The sequence below is a fragment of the Streptomyces sp. NBC_01450 genome, from assembly GCF_036227505.1.
Classification (GTDB): domain Bacteria; phylum Actinomycetota; class Actinomycetes; order Streptomycetales; family Streptomycetaceae; genus Streptomyces.
In genome coordinates, this window is record NZ_CP109480.1 from 10575793 (window position 1) to 10594897 (window position 19105).

Annotated in this window: 15 protein-coding genes and 1 pseudogene; 6 read left to right on the forward strand and 10 right to left on the reverse strand. The window is 70.3% G+C overall.

Annotated features, from left to right (window positions below; all coding sequences use genetic code 11):
• The first annotated feature begins 55 nt into the window (after window positions 1–55).
• The 5 genes and pseudogenes from OG568_RS47155 to OG568_RS47170 all read left to right on the forward strand — a co-directional run bounded on the left by OG568_RS47155 (window position 56) and on the right by OG568_RS47170 (window position 7225).
• Window positions 56–2650: a family 78 glycoside hydrolase catalytic domain gene (locus OG568_RS47155; protein ID WP_329536071.1), complete on the forward strand. Its 2595-nt coding sequence runs from the start codon at window positions 56–58 to the stop codon at window positions 2648–2650.
• 450 nt (window positions 2651–3100) lie between these two features.
• Window positions 3101–4972, forward strand: a pseudogene (locus OG568_RS47160) (glycoside hydrolase family 3 protein); the annotation flags it as partial.
• A gap of 250 nt (window positions 4973–5222) precedes the next feature.
• The gene (locus tag OG568_RS61640; RefSeq protein WP_443077913.1) at window positions 5223–5462 is read left to right on the forward strand and encodes a fibronectin type III-like domain-contianing protein; all 240 of its coding nucleotides are present in this window, start codon (window positions 5223–5225) and stop codon (window positions 5460–5462) included.
• Between the two features lie 192 nt (window positions 5463–5654).
• Window positions 5655–6248: a helix-turn-helix domain-containing protein gene (locus OG568_RS47165; RefSeq protein WP_329536073.1), complete on the forward strand. Its 594-nt coding sequence runs from the start codon at window positions 5655–5657 to the stop codon at window positions 6246–6248.
• 92 nt (window positions 6249–6340) lie between these two features.
• Window positions 6341–7225, forward strand: a complete 885-nt coding sequence (locus OG568_RS47170) for a class I SAM-dependent methyltransferase (protein ID WP_329536074.1) — start codon at window positions 6341–6343, stop codon at window positions 7223–7225.
• 34 nt (window positions 7226–7259) lie between these two features.
• Here OG568_RS47170 and OG568_RS47175 read toward each other — a convergent pair whose 3' ends face one another.
• The 3 genes from OG568_RS47175 to OG568_RS47185 form a co-directional block, all read right to left on the reverse strand.
• Window positions 7260–8699 carry a gamma-aminobutyraldehyde dehydrogenase gene (locus tag OG568_RS47175; protein WP_329536075.1) on the reverse strand — a complete coding sequence of 480 codons (1440 nt, stop codon included), beginning with the start codon at window positions 8697–8699 and terminating at the stop codon, window positions 7260–7262.
• A 16-nt stretch (window positions 8700–8715) separates the two neighbouring features.
• Entirely contained in the window at window positions 8716–9117 is a 402-nt protein-coding gene (locus OG568_RS47180; protein WP_266578921.1) for a nuclear transport factor 2 family protein, read from the reverse strand.
• Between the two features lie 79 nt (window positions 9118–9196).
• Window positions 9197–10732, reverse strand: a complete 1536-nt coding sequence (locus OG568_RS47185) for a purine-cytosine permease family protein (protein ID WP_329536076.1) — start codon at window positions 10730–10732, stop codon at window positions 9197–9199.
• A 102-nt stretch (window positions 10733–10834) separates the two neighbouring features.
• Here OG568_RS47185 and OG568_RS47190 point away from each other — a divergent pair, with 102 nt between their 5' ends.
• Complete coding sequence (locus tag OG568_RS47190; RefSeq protein WP_266419282.1) at window positions 10835–12286, forward strand: PucR family transcriptional regulator; 1452 nt, start codon at window positions 10835–10837, stop codon at window positions 12284–12286.
• A 178-nt stretch (window positions 12287–12464) separates the two neighbouring features.
• Here the strand turns inward: OG568_RS47190 and OG568_RS47195 are convergent, their stop codons facing one another.
• From OG568_RS47195 to OG568_RS47225, 7 genes are all read right to left on the reverse strand, one after another.
• Entirely contained in the window at window positions 12465–12644 is a 180-nt protein-coding gene (locus OG568_RS47195) for a hypothetical protein (RefSeq protein WP_329536078.1), read from the reverse strand.
• A 19-nt stretch (window positions 12645–12663) separates the two neighbouring features.
• On the reverse strand, window positions 12664–13320 hold the full coding sequence (locus tag OG568_RS47200) for a maleylpyruvate isomerase N-terminal domain-containing protein (RefSeq protein WP_329536080.1): 657 nt from the start codon (window positions 13318–13320) through the stop codon (window positions 12664–12666).
• A 139-nt stretch (window positions 13321–13459) separates the two neighbouring features.
• Entirely contained in the window at window positions 13460–14461 is a 1002-nt protein-coding gene (locus OG568_RS47205; RefSeq protein ID WP_329536081.1) for a PfkB family carbohydrate kinase, read from the reverse strand.
• Window positions 14458–15951 (reverse strand): purine-cytosine permease family protein, encoded by a 1494-nt coding sequence (locus tag OG568_RS47210; RefSeq protein ID WP_329536083.1) that lies wholly within the window; start codon window positions 15949–15951, stop codon window positions 14458–14460. The genes OG568_RS47205 and OG568_RS47210 overlap by 4 nt, the downstream gene beginning before the upstream one ends.
• A 79-nt stretch (window positions 15952–16030) precedes the next feature.
• A complete protein-coding gene (locus OG568_RS47215) occupies window positions 16031–17038 on the reverse strand; it encodes an ADP-ribosylglycohydrolase family protein (protein ID WP_329536084.1) in 1008 nt (335 codons plus the stop codon).
• A 46-nt stretch (window positions 17039–17084) separates the two neighbouring features.
• Entirely contained in the window at window positions 17085–17801 is a 717-nt protein-coding gene (locus tag OG568_RS47220) for a GntR family transcriptional regulator (protein WP_329536085.1), read from the reverse strand.
• Between the two features lie 364 nt (window positions 17802–18165).
• Entirely contained in the window at window positions 18166–19032 is an 867-nt protein-coding gene (locus tag OG568_RS47225) for an intradiol ring-cleavage dioxygenase (RefSeq protein ID WP_329536086.1), read from the reverse strand.
• Window positions 19033–19105: the final 73 nt, after the last annotated feature.

Below are 19105 nucleotides of genomic sequence, written 5' to 3' on the forward strand. Positions count from 1 at the left end.
TCCTCGGCACCGCGCGGGTCGTCCCAAGCCCACCTCAAGGAAGGTCTCCCACTTGATGTCCCCCCAGCCTGCCCCGGTCACGTTCGAGCACCTGCGTGACGGTCTCGGCATCGGCGTCGCCGAACCCCGCCTGTCCTGGGTGCTGCCGCCCGGCAGCCGGACCCAGGAGGCGTACGAACTCGAACTCGACCGCGACGGCGTCACCTACCGAACCGGCCGGATTCCCGGCGCCGACCAGGTCCTCGTGCCCTGGCCCGGACAGCCCCTGGCCTCCCGGCAGTGCGTGAGCGTCCGCGTGCGCGTGTGGACCGCCGACGGCTCAGAGCCGTCCCCGTGGAGCGTGCCCAGCACGGTCGAGGCCGGACTGCTGCACGCATCCGACTGGAGCGCCGTCCCCGTCGGCGCCTCCTGGCCCGAGGATCCGGGCAGCGATCGGCGCCCGGCCCGCGTCCGCAGGGACTTCACCCTCGACGCATCGGTCGCACGCGCCCGCCTGTACGTCACGGCACATGGCCTGTATGAGACGGAGATCAACGGCCGCCGCGTCGGCGACGACGCGCTGTCCCCGGGCTGGACGGTGTACGGCGAGCGCCTGCGCTACCGCACCTACGACGTGACCGACCATCTCACCGAGGGCGCCAACACCATCGGCGCCTGGCTCGGCGACGGCTGGTACCGCGGCCGTATCGGCTTCGACGGCGGATACCGCAACCTCTACGGCACCGACCAGTCCCTCACCGCCCAACTGGAGATCACCCACGACGACGGCACCACCACCGTCGTCGCCACCGACACCGAGTGGAACGCCGCCTTCGGACCGATCCTCGCCACCGGTCTCTACGAAGGCGAGACCTTCGACGCCCGTCTGCACGACCCGAACTGGTCCACACCGCAGCCCCGGACCGCCGGCGACTGGACCCCCGTCACCACCGGCCGACGGGACCCACGCACCCTCATCGCCCCCAAGAGCCCCCCGGTGCGCTGCACCGAGGAGATACCGCCGGTCACGGTCACCGCCGAGCGCGACGGCCGTCACCTGCTCGACTTCGGCCAGAACCTCGTCGGCCGGCTGCGTGTCACCGTCGACGGCCCGGTGGGCACCACCATCACCCTGCGGCATGCCGAGGTCGTCGAGGACGGCGAACTCGCCACCCGCCCGTTGCGGGGAGCGGCTGCCACCGACACCCTCATCCTGGCAGGCGACGGACCGATCACGTGGGAGCCGCGTTTCACCCTGCACGGCTTCCGCCACGCCGAAATCACCGGATGGCCGGGCGAGTTGGCGGACGACGCCGTTGTCGCCCGGGTGTATCACACCGACATGCGACGCACCGGCTGGTTCGAATGCAGTGATGACCTGGTCAACCGGCTGCACGAGAACGTCGTGTGGAGCATGCGTGGGAACTTCGTCGACATCCCCACCGACTGCCCCCAGCGCGACGAACGCCTGGGCTGGACCGGCGACATTCAGGTCTTCGCTCCGACCGCGAGCTTTCTGTACGACTGCGCCGGAATGCTGGACTCCTGGCTCGCCGACGTCGCGGTGGAACAACTGCCCGACGGCACCGTCCCCTGGTACGTACCCGTCATCCCCGGCGGTCCGCAATGGACCCCCATCCAACCCGGCGCGGCCTGGGGCGACGTCGCCACCCTCACCCCCTGGGTGCTCCACCAGCGCTTCGGCGACCTCGAACTGCTGCGCCGCCACTTCCCCATGGGACGCGCATGGGTCGATCTCATGGAACGACTCGCCGGCCCGAGCCGACTGTGGGACACCGGCGCACAGCTGGGGGACTGGCTGGACCCCATCGCGCCGCCCGACGACCCGGCGGCCACTCGAACCGACCGCCACCTCGTCGCCACCGCCTACTTCGCCTGGTCCGCCCGCCATCTTGCCTGGTCGGCAGGCAAGTTGGGCTATGCGGAGGTGGCAGACCAGTACGGAACGCTCGCTGACGAGGTTGCCGAGGCCTTCCGCCGGCGCTACGTCCTGACCTCCGGCCGCATGACCAGCGACAGCCCCACCGCCTACTCGATCGCCTTGGTGTTCGGGCTCCTCGACGACGCCGTCCAGCGTCGGCTCGCCGGTGACCGCCTGGCGGAACTGGTACTTGAGGACGACGCCCGCATCGCGACCGGCTTCGTCGGCACCCCCCTCATCTGCGACGCCCTCACCGACGCGGGACACCTCGACGTCGCCTACCAGCTGCTGACCCAGACCGAATGCCCCTCCTGGCTGTACCCGGTCACCATGGGCGCGACGACCATCTGGGAACGCTGGGACAGCCTCCGCCCCGACGGCACCCTCAATCCCGGCGGCATGACCTCCTTCAACCACTACGCGCTCGGCGCCGTCGCGGACTGGCTCCACCGCGTCGTCGGCGGCATCGAACTTACCGCACCGGGTTACCGCACCATCACCTTCCGGCCTCGCCCGGGAGGCGGCATCACCTGGGCCAAGGCCCGCCACGAGACCCCCTACGGGACGGCCGCCGTGTCGTGGCAGCTGACCGCGACCGGCATGACCGCACACATCACCGTGCCCGATGGATGCGAAGGCCGCGTCGAACTGCCCGGCTGCGTACCTCTCGCCGTAGGCCCTGGTGAGCATCACCTCGACACCAGCGACCTCGACCGCGCTGCCGCCTGACCTCACCTCAGCCCACGTCAGGCATACCCGCACACCTGAAGCTCTTCTCCCGCCGCTCGCCACGTCTCCCGTACCGAGCCGAGTGGGCGGCCGGAGAAGGAGAGAGGGGCGGCGTCGGAACTGTCCTGACGCAGGCCCGGCGCCGCTCACCCACCCCCTCTGACATCCCGCACCAGGCCGCGCTGCGGACGACGAGCGGCCGCCACGTACCAACTCGTGTTCCAGCACCCGCTTCCACTCGAAGGAGAGTGTGACGTGAACCGTCCCAGAGGTATGACTCGGCGCGAAGCCGTCGCCGTGTCCGTAGCCGCTCTGGGAGGAGCCGCGGTGATGACCGCCGGACTCCCCACCGCCGCAGCCGCGGCACCCTTGACCGCTGCCGAGGCCGACCAGCCGTGGCAGGACAGAAGGAAGTCCGCCGCCCGGCGCGCCGACGCATTGCTCGAAGCCATGACCTTCGAGGAGCAGGTCGTCCTCGTCACCGCCGTCGAAGTCGCCGACTTCAAGCCCCTGGAGCACCTCGGCATCCCGGCGATGACCCGTGTGGACGCCTCCGACGGTCTGCGCGGCGACACCGGAGTGACCGCCTTCCCCGCCCCCAACGCGCTGGCCGCCACCTTCGACACCGACCTCGCCGAGAAGTACGGCACGGCGATCGGCGTCGAGGCTCGCGGCAAGGGCTGGAACGTCCTGCTCGGCCCCACCGTCGACATCGACCGCAACCCACGCAACGGCCGCGAGTCCGAGGCCTACGGAGAGGACCCCCTCGTCAGCGGCCTGATGGGAGCTGCCGTAGCCAAGGGCTTCCAGAAGAACGACGTCATCGCTCAGCTGAAGCACTTCACGGTCTACAACCAGGAAGAGGGCCGCAACTCCCTGGACGTGATCGTCTCGGAGCGGGCGCTGCGCGAGGTCTACTACCCGGCGTTCGAGCACGCGATCCGCGACGGCGGCGCGTTGTCCGTGATGGGCTCCTATCCGAGGGTCAACGGGGTCTACGCCTGCCAGAACGAACACATCATCACCGCCCTGAAGCAGGACCTCGGCCTCAAGGGCTACCTCGGCACCGACTACTACCCGTCGGGCGACAGGGTCGAGGAGATCAAGGCGGGCGTCGACTCGGCGGCTCTCACCCCGGACACCCCGAAGGAAGCCTTCACCGACGGCCGTATCCCCAAGGAACGCACCACCGACGCCGCCCGCCGGATCCTGTACGCCCTGTTCGCCTCCGGTGCCTACGACAACCCCCTGCCCGCGGTTCCGGCCGCGACCGTGACCACCGATGCCCACCAGGCACTCGCCCGCATCACCGGCGAGCAGGCCACGGTGCTGCTGAAGAACGCAGACGGTCTGCTGCCCCTGTCGAAGCGGAAGACGATCGCGGTCATCGGCCCGGCCGGCAAGGACGCGATGACCGGCGTCGAGGGATCCTCCTACGTCGACCCCGGAGACTTCACCACCGCCGTGGACGCCATCAGGGCCAAGGCCGGTGCCGGCCGTGTCCTGTTCGCCCAAGGCAGTCTCGGCGATGTGGCCTTGCCGACGATCCCGGGGGATGTCTTCACAGCGCCCGACGGCAGTCCGGGCCTGCACGCCGAGTTCTTCGCCGGCGAGTTCTTCGCCGGCGATCCGCTGGCCACCACGACCGCGGCGAACGTCGACTTCCGGTGGGGCAATCCCGTCAGCGGCCTGCCGTCGACATGGTCGGCCCGCTGGACCGGCCGTATCACCCCGCCCACCACCGGCTGGGTCCGCTTCTCCACACTTCTGTCCGGCGCGGCCAAGCTCGTCGTCGACGGAGTCACCGTCTTCGACAACTCCCGCTTTCTGTGGGACTCCTTCTTCGGCCCCAAGGAGTGCGCCCTCGGCGGCGTCACCCAGCTCACCGCGGGCAAACCCGTTGACATCACCGTCGAGTACACCACCAAGGACGCCGGGTTCTACGGACCCAGCATGAAGCTGTGCTGGCAGCCCGACTCCCTCATACCCGCGGCCGTCGAGACGGCGAAGGAGGCCGACGTCGCCGTGGTGTTCGTCAACAACTACACCGGCGAGGCCATCGACCGCGACGACCTCGCCCTGCCCGGCGACCAGAACCAGCTCATCGACGCGGTCGCGGCGGTCAACCCCGACACCGTCGTCGTTCTCAACACCTCCGGCCCCATGCTGATGCCGTGGCTGGGTCGGGCGAGGACCGTCCTGCAGGCCTGGTACCAGGGAGCCGCGACCGGTACCAGTATCGCCAACATCCTGTACGGGGACGCCGAGCCGGGCGGCCGCCTGCCGGTCACCTTCCCCGCGAACGAGGAGCAGGGCCCGTCCACGTACAGGGGGGGGCAAGAACGACAGCGCCAACGGCAGCATCACCTACGACGAGGGCATCTACGTCGGCTACAAGTGGTACGACAAGCACCATGCCAAGCCGCTCTTCCCCTTCGGCTACGGCCTGTCCTACACCTCCTTCAGCCACGACCGCCTCCGCGTCACGGACCGCGGACGTGGAGACCTGGCGGCCGAGGTGAGCGTCGAGGTCCGCAATACCGGTCGGCGCACCGGCTCCGACGTGGTCCAGGTGTACATCGGACACCTGCCGACGAACGTCGACACCCCGGCCAAGAAGCTCGCCGGTTTCGCCAAGGTCACCCTGAAGCCGGGAGAGCGGCGAACGGTCAGCGTCCCCGTCACCCGACGCACCCTGTCCTACTGGGACGAGTCCAAGAACCGCTGGGTGACTCCCAGCGGCAAGGTCAGCGTGTACGTCGGCAGTTCAGCCGCCGACGTGGAGTACGCAGGCACCGTCACCGTCAAGTAGCCACACCCCGCCCCGCTCCTCCGTATCCCCTTACGGGCGGGCGGGGCCCGGCGCATGCCCGACGCAGACCACCATGGTCCCGAACGACCGAGGCACACACGTACGGTCGGTCCGCGAGCCGGCCGCCGCCGTCAGCCGACCGGTTCTGTTTCGTTCACCGCCACTTTGCTGTTGAGGCATACGATGTTGCCTATGACGCAAGAAAGCGGTGAGCTGGACAGTCTGGTACGCAAACGCATCCGCGCCCTGCGCGTGGCCCAGGGCTGGTCCCTGGAGGAGCTGGCCTCCCGCGCCCGGGTCAGCCAGTCCACGCTCAGCCGCATCGAGAACGGGCAGCGCCGTCTGGCCCTGGACCAGCTCGTCACCCTCGCCCGCGCCCTGGACACCTCCCTCGATCAACTGGTCGAGACCGCCACGGACGACGTCGTCTCCAACCCGATGATCGACGGAGCCCACGGGCTGATGCGCTGGCCCATCAAGGCGGAACCCGGCATGTCGGTCGTACGCCAGCGCATGACCGACCCGCCGCCCGACAATCCCGCGCGCATGCGCGCCCACCCGGGCCGCGAATGGCTCGTCGTCCTCTCCGGCACCGCGACCCTGCTCCTGGGCAACCGGCGCTTCCGGATCGAGACCAACCAGGCGGCGGAGTTCCCCACGATGCTCCCGCACGCCATCGGCGCCGAGGGCGGACCGTGCGAGATCCTGGGCATCTTCGACCGCGACGCCCGGCGCGGCCACCAGCGCGGCGAGGACGTCGGGAAAGCGAACCGCCCGTCACCGTGACCGTTTGCGTGTTGCGCAGTCCAGCGGGCCATCGCCTTGCGTATTCCGCAACCCGCCGGGCCCCTCGCGCACGGGCCGCTTAGCTTGGGCGCATGAACCACCCCTCCTCGCACACAGCGCACCACGGCCCGCACCATGTTCACCGGCACGAGTACGAGTACGAGCACGACGCAGGCGACCAGGCGGAGATCCTCGACCTGGACGCGGAAGTGCTCGCCGAACACATCGCGTCCATCACCGCCTGGCTGCCCATCGGGACCGGCCCCCGCCGCATCGTGGATCTCGGCTGCGGGACCGGAGCCGGCACCCTCGCTCTGCTCGAGCGCTTTCCCGAGGCAGAGGTGACGGCCGTCGACGTCTCGGCCGCCCACCTGCACCGCCTGCGGGAGAAGGCAGCCGCCGCTGGAGCGGACGACCGCGTGCGTGTCGTACAGGCCGATCTCGACGCGGCGGCGTGGCCCGAACTCGGCAGGCCGGAGCTGGTCTGGGCATCGGCCTCCATGCATCACATGCCCGACCCCGACCGCACCCTGCGCCAGGTCCACGACCTGTTGGCGCCGGGCGGGTTGTTCGCTGTCGTCGAGCTGGCAGGCTTCCCCCGGTTTCTGCCCGAAGGCGCCCCGGAAGACGCTCCCGGTCTCGAGGAGCGCTGCCATGCGGCGCTCGACCACCATCTCGCCGAGCAGGTCCCCCACCGCGGCGCCGACTGGGGACCCAAGCTGACAAGGGCCGGTTTCACCGTCGACGGCGAACGCACCGTCACCGTCGACATCGGCCCACCCCACACCGACGCGGCAGGCCGCTACGCGTTCAGCAGTCTGCGCCGCATGCGCGGCGGCGTCGCATCCGCCCTGACGGTCGATGACCTGACCGCTCTCGACGAGCTGCTCGACACCGACAGCCCTCACAGCATCCTGCGCCGCAGCGACCTGAGGGTGCGCACCGAGCGCACGGTGTGGGCCGCACGCCGCACCTGACCCTCGCCGTTCCGGATACGCGGGTTCCTGGACGTCAGAGCGACGTCATGACGTGCTTGATCCGGGTGTAGTCCTCGAAGCCGTACGCGGAGAGGTCCTTGCCGTAGCCGGACTTCTTGAACCCGCCGTGCGGCATCTCGGCGACCAGGGCCATGTGGGTGTTGATCCACACACAGCCGAAGTCGAGGTTCTTCGACATCCGCATCGCCCGCGCGTGGTCCTTCGTCCACACCGAGGAGGCCAGTGCGTAGTCGACGCCGTTGGCGTACCGCACGGCCTGGGCCTCGTCCGTGAAGGACTGGACGGTGATGACCGGACCGAAGACCTCGTTCTGGATGATCTCGTCGTCCTGCTCGAGTCCGGAGACCACGGTGGGGGCGTAGAAGTAGCCCTTCTCGCCGACGCGGTGGCCCCCCGCCTCGATCCTGGCGTGCTCGGGGAGGCGCTCGATGAACCCGCTGACCTGGGCGAGCTGGCCCGCGTTGTTCAGCGGTCCGTACAGCACGTCCTCGTCGTCCGGCTGTCCGGTCCTGGTGTCGGCCGCGGCCTTGGCGAAGGCGGCGACGAACTCGTCGTGGACCGACTCGTGGACCAGGACGCGGGTCGCGGCCGTGCAGTCCTGACCGGCGTTGAAGAAGCCGCCGACCACCAGGTCCTCGACCGCCTTCGCCAGGTCGGCGTCCTCGAAGATCACGGCCGGGGCCTTGCCGCCCAGCTCCAGGTGGACCCGCTTGAGGTCCTTGGCCGCGCTCTGGGCGACCTGTATGCCGGCACGTACCGAACCGGTGATGGAGGCCATCGCGGGCGTCGGGTGCTCCACCATCAAGCGGCCGGTCTCACGGTCGCCGCAGATCACGTTGAAGATTCCGCGGGGCAGTGCCAGCTCCTCCAGGACACCGCCGATGATCTCGGCGATCAGCACAGTGGAGGCCGGGGTGGTGTCCGAGGGCTTGAGGACCACCGCGTTGCCCGCCGCGAGCGCCGGGGCGAACTTCCACACCGCCATCAGCAGCGGGTAGTTCCACGGCGCGACCTGCGCGCAGACGCCGACCGGCTCGCGGCGGATGATGGAGGTCATCCCCTCCATGTACTCGCCGGCCGAGCGGCCCTCCAGCATGCGGGCCGCGCCCGCGAAGAAGCGGACCTGGTCGATGGCGGGGGCGAGTTCCTCACTGCGGGTGAGGTGGAGCGGCTTGCCGGTGTCCCGGCTCTCGGCGGCGACCAGTTCGTCGGCCCGTGCCTCCATCGCGTCGGCGATCTTCAGCAGCGCGCGCTGCCGCACGGACGGGGTGGTGTCGCGCCAGACGGGGAACGCCGCGGCCGCGGCCGCCATCGCCGCGTCGACGTCCGCAGCCCCCGAGAGCGGGGAGGTCGCGTAGACGTCACCGGTGGTGGGGTCCACCACATCGAGTGTGCGGCCGTCCGAGGCGTCCGCGAACGCACCGTCGATGTAGTTGCGGAAGATGGTGCTCATAGAACGTCTCTCCTGGTCAGGCGGCGGTACGGGCGGACAGGTGCTCGTGGACGGCGACCCAGCCGCCGTCGTCGGCCCGGGCGAAGACGATGGTCTCCCGCTCGTGGACCGTCTCCTCCCCGGCGTTGGTGGCGACCCGGGTCTCGACATCGTGACTGAAGACGGCCGTGTCGCCGAAAGGCTGGATCAGCTGTGCGGACGAAATGCAGCCGAGGATGCGGAACCCGTCCTGTTCCACCCACTGCTGCCAGAGCGCGCGGTACTCGGCCGTGGAGCCGAGCCGCTGCGGGGTGGTGTGGAAGATGAAGGTCGCGTCGGGGGCGAAGGCGCCGAAGTAGTCATCGAGGCGGCCCTCGGCGAAGGCGGCGACGAGCGCGTCCGCGGCGGTCCGGACTTCCTGGACGGTGGTGGTGCTCATGCACGGCTCCTGGTCAGGGGCGTACGGCGGTCGGGGCCGGAACGCCGGGTGTTCGGTTACTGAGGGTGATGATGAGGTCTCAGCGGGCCACGGCGGGCTCGGTGACGGTCTCCTCGACGCCGCCGGTGATCGGCGGCACCGGGGCATCCGACGCCCGGACGAAGCGGGGTCCGGCCGGTCCGTACACGGCGCGCGGCTCGGGGAACAGAGTGAGCAGGGCGAGGTAGAGCACGATCGCGAGGGCGAGGCCGACCGGCAGCGAGATGTCCGTACCGCCCGCGAGGTTGCCGAGCGGGCCGACGAACTGGCCGGGCAGGTTGGTGAAGAGGAGGGCCACGACGGCGGAGACGAGCCAGGTGGACATGCCGCGCCAGTTCCAGCCGTGCGTGAACCAGTAGCGGCCACCGCGCTGGCGCCGGTTGAAGACCTGCAGCGCGTCCGCGTCGTACCAGCCGCGCCGGGTCACATAGCCGAGCGTCATGACGATCATCCACGGTGCCGTGCAGGTGATGATCAGCGTGGCGAAGGTGGAGATGGACTGCGCGAGGTTGAGCGCGAAGCGGCCGACGAAGATGAACGCGATGGACAGGGCGCCGATGAAGAAGGTGGCCTGGACCCGGCTGAAGCGGGTGAAGACGCTGGAGAAGTCGAGCCCCGTGCCGTACAGGGACGTCGTGCCGGTGGAGAGGCCGCCGATCAGGGCGATCAGGCAGAGCGGCAGGAAGTACCAGCCGGGTGAGATCGCGAGCAGTCCGCCCACGTAGTTCGGGGCGGCCGGGTCGACGTACTTCGCGGCCTTCGACGCGATGATCGACGCGGTGGTCAGGCCGAAGAGGAACGGCAGCAGGGTGGCGATCTGGGCGAGGAACGCGGCCCCCATCACCCGGCGGCGCGGGGTCTCGGCCGGGATGTAGCGGGACCAGTCACCGAGGAACGCGCCGAAGGAGACCGGGTTGGAGAGCACGATCAGCGCGGCCCCGATGAACGACGGCCAGAACAGAGGGTCGGCGGTGGAGGCGAAGGTCCCCGGGTAACCGGGGTCGAAGTCGCCCGCGAACGCGAAGGCACCGAGCACGAAGAGGGCCGACGCCGCCAGTACCGCGATCTTGTTGACCAGCAGCATGAAGCGGAAGCCATAGACACAGACGACCAGGACGAGCCCGGCGAAGATCGCGTACGCGATGCTGTAGCTGGCGTCCGACTCGGGGACGTGGACGAGCCGGTGCGCGCCGCCGACGAGTGCGTCCCCCGAGGACCACACCGAGATCGAGAAGAACGCGATCGCGGTGAGCAGGGAGAGGAACGAGCCGACGACCCGGCCGTGCACGCCCAGGTGCGCGGAGGAGGAGACGGCGTTGTTCGTGCCGTTGGCGGGGCCGAACAGTGCCATCGGGGCCAGCAGCAGCGCACCCGCCACGAGGCCGAGGACGGTCGCCGCGACACCCTGCCAGAAGGAGAGGCCGAAGAGGATCGGGAAGGCGCCCAGCACACAGGTCGCGAAGGTGTTGGCACCGCCGAAGGCGAGCCGGAACAGATCGATCGGGCGGGCCGTGCGGTCCGTGTCCGGGATCCGCTCGACACCATAGGTCTCGATTTCGGTGATCGAGGTCGTCACGGGCGCTTCGCCTTCCGTTCATGCAGGGGACGGTTTCACAGTCTGTGGCCCACGGATGACCAGCGACAATTGTGTCCATCACAGAGGCGTACGCTGTTTTATGTGGCCAGCAACAAACTCACCGTCCGGGATCTGCTCTCCTTCCCGGCACTCCAGCTCTCCGTGAAGGCCGGCAGCGGTGGTCTGGACCGGTCGGTGTCCTGGGCGCACGCCAGCGAACTCACCGATCCGACGCCCTGGCTCCTGGGCGCCGAGGTGATCATGACGACGGGCCTGGCGGTGCCCCGTACCGCGGCCGGACAGCGCGCCTACCTGGAGCGGCTGGACGACGCCGGGGTATCCGCTCTCGCGCTCTCCGCGCAGCTGGACATGCCCCCGCTGCACGACGCGTTCTTCCGGGCGGCGGAGAAGCGGGACTTCCCCGTCCTCGAAGTGCCGCTCGCCGTCCCGTTCATCGCTGTCGCCCAGGAAGTCGCGGCGGCGGCCCAGGAGGACGCCCGGCACCGGCTGGGCGCGCAGCTCCAGGTCTTCGGCGCGCTGCGCTGGCTGGTCGCCGAGGACCTCGACACGCCGACACTTCTGCGCCGTCTCGAAGGCCTGTCGGGTTACGACGTCTACCTCTGCACACCGCAGGGCCGCCCGCTCCTGCCCGGCGTTCCCGTGCCGGATCCCGCTGTCCTGCCCGCTTCCGTCGACGCTCCACCCACGATCCCCGGCGGATTCGTCCTCCCGGTGCCCGCGCCCGGCGGCCCGGCGGGCTTTCTCGTCGCATACGAGCGTCAGGGCGCCCAGCCCGGGGGACTCGCCGTCGTCCAGCACATCGCCACCGTGGCGGCGCTGCGACTGGCGATGGTCCGCAACGAGCGCGAGACGCTGCGCCGCGAGGGCGCGGAGACGCTCGCCGAACTACTGCAGGAGGTGCTCGACCCGGAGGCGGCGCGCCGTCGGCTCGCCCGGCACGCGATCGAGGGCGACACCGTGCTCCTCGTCGTACGCCACACCACTGACGAGGCGCTGTTGCGCTGTCTGGAGGACCAACCGCATCTGCTGCTCACCCGAGGTGAGGACCGCTACGTCCTGGGGGCACCGGAGCTGGCCGTGGCCGTCGGTGAGCTGTCGGGCGTGGCGGCCGGGATCAGCCGCTCCTTCCTGCCGGGCACCGCGCTGAAGGTGGCTCAGCGCGAGGCGCTCTGGGCGGTCTCCAAGGCCGTGGAGTCGGGGCGGCCCGTCGTCCGGTACGGCGACGACTCGACGGGCCGGTGGCTGCCCGACGATCCCGCTGTCCTGACCGCGTTGGTCGAGCACGTGCTCGGCGGGGTCCTGCGCTACGACGAGGCCCATGACTCGCAGTTGCTCGTCTCCGCCCGCACCTGGATGGAGCGCGACCGCCGTACCGAGACGGCCGCGGCGGCGCTCCACATCCATCCGAACACCCTCGCCTACCGGCTGCGCCGCTTCGGCGCTCTCACCGATCGTGATCTGACGTCGACGGGGGCGCTGGCCGAGGTCTGGCTGGCGATCCAGGCAGCGGGGGCGCTGGGCCTCACCGACTGAGCGGGTTCACCGCCTCGACAGCAAGGGCGGCAGTGCGGGCCGGGGCTGGGAGCGGGTTCTCACGTCTCCTGCCGGGCCAGCGGGGCGGATGAGATTCCGGCGAGGACAGGGCCGGATTCGGCCCGCCCCCTGACCGCGCTCTCGGCGGCCGCGCACGGTCGAGGCTGATAGCTGTCAGTCAGTCGGAGCCGCCGTCGGTGTCCGCGGCCCGAGCCTCTATGAACACGTGGCTTCCCAGCACGAGTTGCCGGCCGAGATCATGATCGGCACGATGGAGCAGCTCATCGCGGACAACGTCGCGGCCGTCGCAGGCACCGACGATGTACGGGAGCAGTCGCGCGGCGCGGTGAAGGCGCACAGCAAGAGACACCTGAGCGCTATGCCCGGGGTGTGCCGTCCCAGCGCCATGTGGTCAGACGAGGGCGCCCATGCAGTTCGGCGCGTCCGGTGGCCCACAACAGGGTGGGCCAGGGATCCGTGGACCCCGGGGCGTTCGGAAACAGCCGGGCGAGCACCCGCGCGCACAGATCGGCGGGTGGGTTCCAGGCCGGCCCGAGCCCTTGGGTCAGGTCGTGCGTGTGCACCAGCGTCTCCACGATCCCCATCGCAGCGAAACCCTCGGCGTCGGAGATGCCGAAGACGTGGTGGGCGCGCACCTGCGGCGGCGTCGAGCGCACCATGGCGATCAGCAGCGCGCCGCTCGCCTCCAGCACCTGCAACAGTCCGGCGGGCCCCGCCTCGCGGTCCGCGTGAATGACGTTCGCCGGGCCGCCGGGCCGCCGACTCTCCCACACGAAGGGCACCTCGCCATCCAAGGGCGGTGTTCTGGGACCCAGTTGCGCGGCGTATGCGAAGAGGTCGTCGCTGAGGTGCTCGACGGTCTCCCAGCAGTCCCATTCCAGCGAACCCGCCTTACCGCCCCACGCGGCTGGGGGCGCCTCGCGAAGGACTGCAACAGCGAGCTGCACGGCAAGGTCGAGGTCGTCCGCGGTGACGGGCGACGGGGAGGGGCCAATCTCGGTTGATCGGGACATGGCACGACCGTATCCCGACTGGAAGGAGTCACGCCCTCCCCTTCGAGCAGCAAGGACCGGTGACGACACGTGTGCCACGGCCGATGCGTGGTACATGCCACGCCACCACGCTCCCGGTGCGGAGGAGCGCGCCGGCGAGTTACCGCCGGAGCGCCGACGTCAGCTGCGCCGCCGGTGGATCCCCGTTGAGGAAGTCGAGCAACTCGCCGAGGGTCGGTCCGGTGGCGGGGCCGTGCCGGGTGACCGCGAAGGCGGCCGCGGCGTTGGCGCCCTGCGCGGCGGCGGTCACGTCCAGCCCGTGGCCGAGGAGGGCCAGGAAGGCTCCCGCGTGGGCGTCGCCCGCGCCGTTGCTGTCGACCGCGGTCACCCGGCGGCCGGGGATGTGCTGGGCGTCGCCGCCGGGCGGGACCAGCCAGCAGCCGTCCGCGTCGGCCCGCAGCAGCACCCCGGTGCGGGGACCCAGCTGGGCGGCGAGCGCGGCCGCCGCGTCATGGGCGTCGGGCAGTCCGGTCAGCAATCGCCCTTCACGCTGGTTGCAGCTGACCCAGTCGCAGCGCGCGAGGACGGGTTTCAGCACCTCCTCGGGGATCTGTGCGACCAGCGGCCCCGGATCGAGGAAGACCTGGGTGTGCTCCGGCAGCCGCGCCACGAGCGAGGCCAGGATCGGCCTGTTGACCGGGTAGGCGAGCCCGTATCCGGAGATCTGCACCATGTCGCCGGGGCGTAGCGCGGCGAGCACGGCCGTGGCGTCGGCCTCGGTCAACCGGGCCTCCGCGCCGAGGCTGGTGGTGAAGGTGCGTTCGCCGTCGTCGTCGACGAAGGCGACGCAGAATCCGGTGTCCGTCTCCGTGATCGGAGGCAGCACCAGTTCGATGCCTTCCCGGGTGAGGTCCGCCCGTACCCGGTCGCCGAACGGCCCTGTGCCGTGGGCGCCCGCATACAGGGCCGGCAGGCCCAGGCGGCGGGCGGCGGTGAGGGCGTTGAAGCCGCCGCCCGTGGTGAGGGCGGTGTCGCTGGAGATGATGTCGCCGCCGCGTTCGGGCAGTGCGGGTACCCGCATCACCAGGTCGACGATGGCATTGCCGACCAGGACCAGCCGGTTGCCCGTGACGTCGCCGTCGACGCCGTTCTGACTGTTCATGAGGTCTCCTGCGCGGCCGGAGCGGAAAGGACCTGCTCCTGGGGGTGCTGTTCGGATGTCTCCAGCCGGGCGGTGCCGTCCAGCCCGCGCAGCAGCGCGTAGACGCCGGCCGCGAGCGCGAGGGTTACGACCCACCCCAGCCCGTTGGTGCCGATCCAGCTGTGGGCGAGCGGCCCGGAGAACCACACGTCGGTCGCGCTGGTGCCCGCCTCGGTGAACAGCAGGCCCACCACGATGGCCGCCGCCCAGGAGATCATCGCCGCCCAGGCCACCCCGCCGCGGAACCAGTAGCGGCTGGAGCGTCCGAGGTTCATCAGGGCGTCGTTGTCGTAGGACCGAGGGCTCATGAGGTCGACCGCGAAGATACCCACCCAGGCGTTGATCGGCACGGCGAGGATGGTGAGAAAGGTGATGAACGGGCCGTAGAAGTCGTTGGCGATCAGCATGAAGTAGATCCCGCCCGCGAACGTGACGACGACGTCCAGGCCGACGGCGAAGGTGCGCCGGACCCGTATGCCCAGGGTGATCACGGTGAGTCCGGCCGAGTAGACGGACAGGTGGTTGGAGAGCAGCAGCCCTCCGAAGGCGGCGATGAGATACGGGATGGACATCCACGAGGGCAGCATCGCGTTGATCGCCGAGACCGGGTCGGAGGCGGAGGCCAGGTCCGGCTCACCCGCCGCGAGCAGTGAGCCCAGCGAGATCAGTACGACCAGCGGGATACCGGCGCCGAAGGCGGAGGCGGCGACCAGCCTTCCGCCGGGGACCCGCCGGGGCAGGTAACGGGCGTAGTCGGCCCCCGCGTTGGCCCAGCCGATGCCGGTCCCGGCGGCGATCATGCCGGTGCCCACGACCATCGAACTCACCGGCCCGACCGGCGCGTGGACGACCTTGCTCCAGTCCACCGTGGCGGCGAGGAAGGCGATCACGATCAGGTTGAGCATGCCGAAGAGGTATGTGGCCCACTTGCTGATCCACATGATGGTGGCGTGTCCGAGGCCGCTGATCAGCAGGGTGCAGCCGATGAAGACCAGCAGACACACCACCGTGAGCACGGTGTTCCGCCGGATACCGAAGGCGACATCGAGCAGTGCCAGCAGGGCGAAGGCGGCCGTGGTGGTGTTGATGGTCTCCCAACCGAGCCGGCTCATCCAGGTGATCAGTGTCGGGCCCGCGTTGCCACGTACCCCGAACACCGCCCGGGAGAGGGTGAGCGCCGGCGCCCCGCCCCGCTTGCCGGCGATGCTGAGCGCCCCCACCAGGGCGAAGGAGCCGAACGACCCGAGCACGGCCACGACGGCCGCCTGCCAGATGTTCAGGCCGCGGAAGCTGACCAGCGCCGCGCCGAGCGGCAGGCCGAGGATGCTGATGTTCGCGGCGAACCAGGTCCAGAACATCTGTCCGGCGTGGCCGCGGCGCTCGGTGTCCGGGACCGGTTCGATGCCTCTGGTCTCCACGGTCCCGACGCGGTCGTTGTCTGAAGCCGCCATAGTGGTACCTGTCTTTCTCTCCGGCCTCTCCGGGCTGTCTGGCCGGTGCTCCGGTGCGGGTTGGTGCGCGGGCATGTGGTCACTCGGCCGGATCGGCGCGCAGCGCGAGCAGGGCGGTGGCCAGCGGTTCCAGGTCGAGCCCGTTGACCGAGCGCAGGGTGGCCAGTGCCTCGGCGGGCAGGCCCGAAGCTCCGCTGATGGCGCCGGCGATGGCTCCGGCGATGGCGCCGATGGTGTCGCAGTCGCCGCCGAGGTTCGCCGACAGCAGGCAGGCCCGCCATGGGTCGCCCTCGGCCAGGGCCAGTACGGCGAAGGCCGCGGGGACCGACTCCTGGCTGGCGACGCTGGTGCCGATCAGGTCGCATACGCGGTCCAGGGCCTGCTCCTCGGGCAGGCCGCGGACCAGGTCCACGGCCCAGGCGATACGGGCGGCGATATCGGCGCCGGCGACCCAGTGGCCGCGCTCCGCACCGGCCGCGGCCGCCGTGATCGCCGCGGCGAAGGCGTCCTCCAGGCCACCGCCGTCGATGCCCCGGCTCACCGCGGCGGCCACGGCGGCGGCGGAGGCGATGCCGATGGTGGTGTCATGGGTGACCTGGCACGCCGCCGCGACCTGGTCGAGGAAGCGTTCCAGCGGTGTGTGGGAGAAGGCGACGCCGACGGGGGTGATTCGCATGGCCGCGCCGTTGGTGGCGCCGAACTTGCCCGCCTCCTCCGGCGGAACGCCGCGGGATACGGCGTCCAGGGCGGCCTTGGTGGAGGGGCCGAGCAGGTCGAAGGAGCCCTTGACCTTCATGTCGCGCTCCCACTCCAGGAGCTCGTGTGCGAGCCGCAGGGGGTCGATGCGTCCACCGGACTCGGTGAGCAGCCGGCCGACGATGACGGCCTGGTCGGTGTCGTCAGTGACCGAACCGGCAGGCATTCCGGCACTCACCGGATTGTCCGACGGGCCGGGCTCGAAGCCGGTGACGGTGCCGAACCGGGCGACGATCGACCGCCGGGACATGATCTGGGTGGGCATCCCCAGGGCGTCGCCCATGGCCAGGCCGTACAGGGCGCCGAGCGCGCGGTCATATTGGTGGTTCATTCGGGCTTCCTGTGGGGGTGCGGATGTACGTCGGATATGAGCCGGCTCATTCCGGCTGCTCACCGAAGCCGAGGTGCAGCTGGAAACGGGCGGGGTCCAGCAGGCTGGTCACCTGCTCCACGACCCGGCCGTCCGCTCCGCGGCTGACCCGGCGGGTGCTGAGCCAGACCTCCCCCTCCGGACGGCGGAGCAGCGCCGCCTCGTCGGCGGTCAGCGGCCGCACGGACGCCCACTCGTCGCCATGGGTGGCGCGCAGCCCGGCCGCGGCCAGGGTCTTGGTCAGCGAGTCGTCCAGCAGCCCGTCGCGCGGGACGTCGGCCAGGGCGGGGACCAGCGGAACCCTGCTGCGCTCCAGTGCGACGGGAGTGCCCTGCGGCAGCACGCGCAAGCGGTCGAGCGCCATGAATTCGGTTTCCTCGACGCCGAGTTCCTCGGCCAGTCGGGCATCGCGCACCGCATCGAGGCGGAGTGTCTCCGTGGTGATCCGGGCGCCCTGGTCGGCCAGCGCCCTGGTCCATCCCAGGCGGTTGTCCAGCAGGCTGCCGTCGAAGGCGACGAACGAGCCGACACCCGCGTGCGTGGAGATCAGGCCTTGCCTGCTGAGCTCGTCCAGCGCCTGGCGGACGGTGGTCCGGCTGACCGCGAAGCGCCGGGTGAGCGCGTGTTCGCCGGGCAGCCTGCTACCCGGCTCCAGAGCGCCGCTGTGGATCTCGCCGGCCAGGACACGGGCGATGCGCTGATGCTTGAGGACCTCTTTAGGCATGGCTGGAAGTTAGCCATACATGTCCAGTCCTGTCTAGTGTCATGGCTGCGCACAATGCGGCACAGGAGACGTGGCTGCGCTGTGACGACTCGGCGACCCGGCCCACGTCGCCTGCCCGGGAGGGGGCGTGGAATTCGACGCGAGGAGCGCGGTGCATTGCACCGCGGGCCGGCGGCGCCCGGAGGCCGGACGCATCAGCACCGGGAACGGCCCCGTCGTCGGGAGCACTCCTCACGGTGGTTCCGCCCGGCGGACCGGACGGTTACGGTCTTCGTCCAGGCCGCCGGGCGGGTGGGGTCGATCAGCCGGGGTGGAGATGGCTGAGAGAGGGACGACTGCTCGGCCGGTGGGGGGTGTCGGCGGGTCAGCCGGTGCTGTCCACGCCGACCGTGAGGGTTGCCGTGTAGCCGTCGGAGACGCTGGTGCCGAGTGCGGTGAGGGTCAGCAGGCCCGAGGATGCGCCGGCGTCGTCGTAGATGCTGTCGTCCTTGAGCAGGGTCTCCGCGGTGGTGTTGTCCGAGTACGGCGAGACGGCCTGGATCTCCGCGTTGATGTCCGCGTCGAAGAAGAGCTGGCCGGTGTGGATGACCTCGCCACCGGTGTAGGAGTCGTCGGTGAGTGTCACGTCCGTGTGCACCCGCATATGGACGTGGACGGCGCGCGACACGTAGTGGCCGGGCCAGATCGAGGTGATCGAGCACTGACCGTTCTCGTCGGTCGTCTGTCCGCCGCGCAGGAAGGTGCCGTCGTCCTCCTCGTCGTGGCCGTTGCCGCCGACGTAGCCCGAGTACTCTCCCAGCGAATCGCAGTGCCAGATCTCGACCAGGGCGTCGGCGATCGGTGCACAGTCGTTTCCGGTGTCGACGACCGTGAAGGTGTACTGGACCTCGACTCCCTCTTTGTCCTCCCTGATGTCCTTGCGGACGAGGGCACCGTCGAGGGAGTACGGACCCTCGGTGACCTCGGCGGTAAGGGTGCAGACGGTGGTGGTTGCGGTCGCTGAGGCGGAGGCCGTGCCCGGCGTGGCGGCCTCCGGGGTGGACTGCTGGCTGGACTGCTGGGTGGAGAGCGGATCGGCCGAGGCGAGCCCGGCCACCGCGAGGCCGCCGACGACGGCGGCGGTGCCGCCGCCGATGAGGACCCGGCGCCGCTGGACGCTCTTGTCCCGGCGGTGTTTGGCGGACTCCTGGCCCGAGTTCTGCTGCTGGTGTTGCTCGTGGTTTCCAGTCATGGGTAAGGAAGCTAAGGGTGAATCTGAGGAAATCCTTGATGTGCGGCTGTGAATATGCTGGGCAACCGGGTCT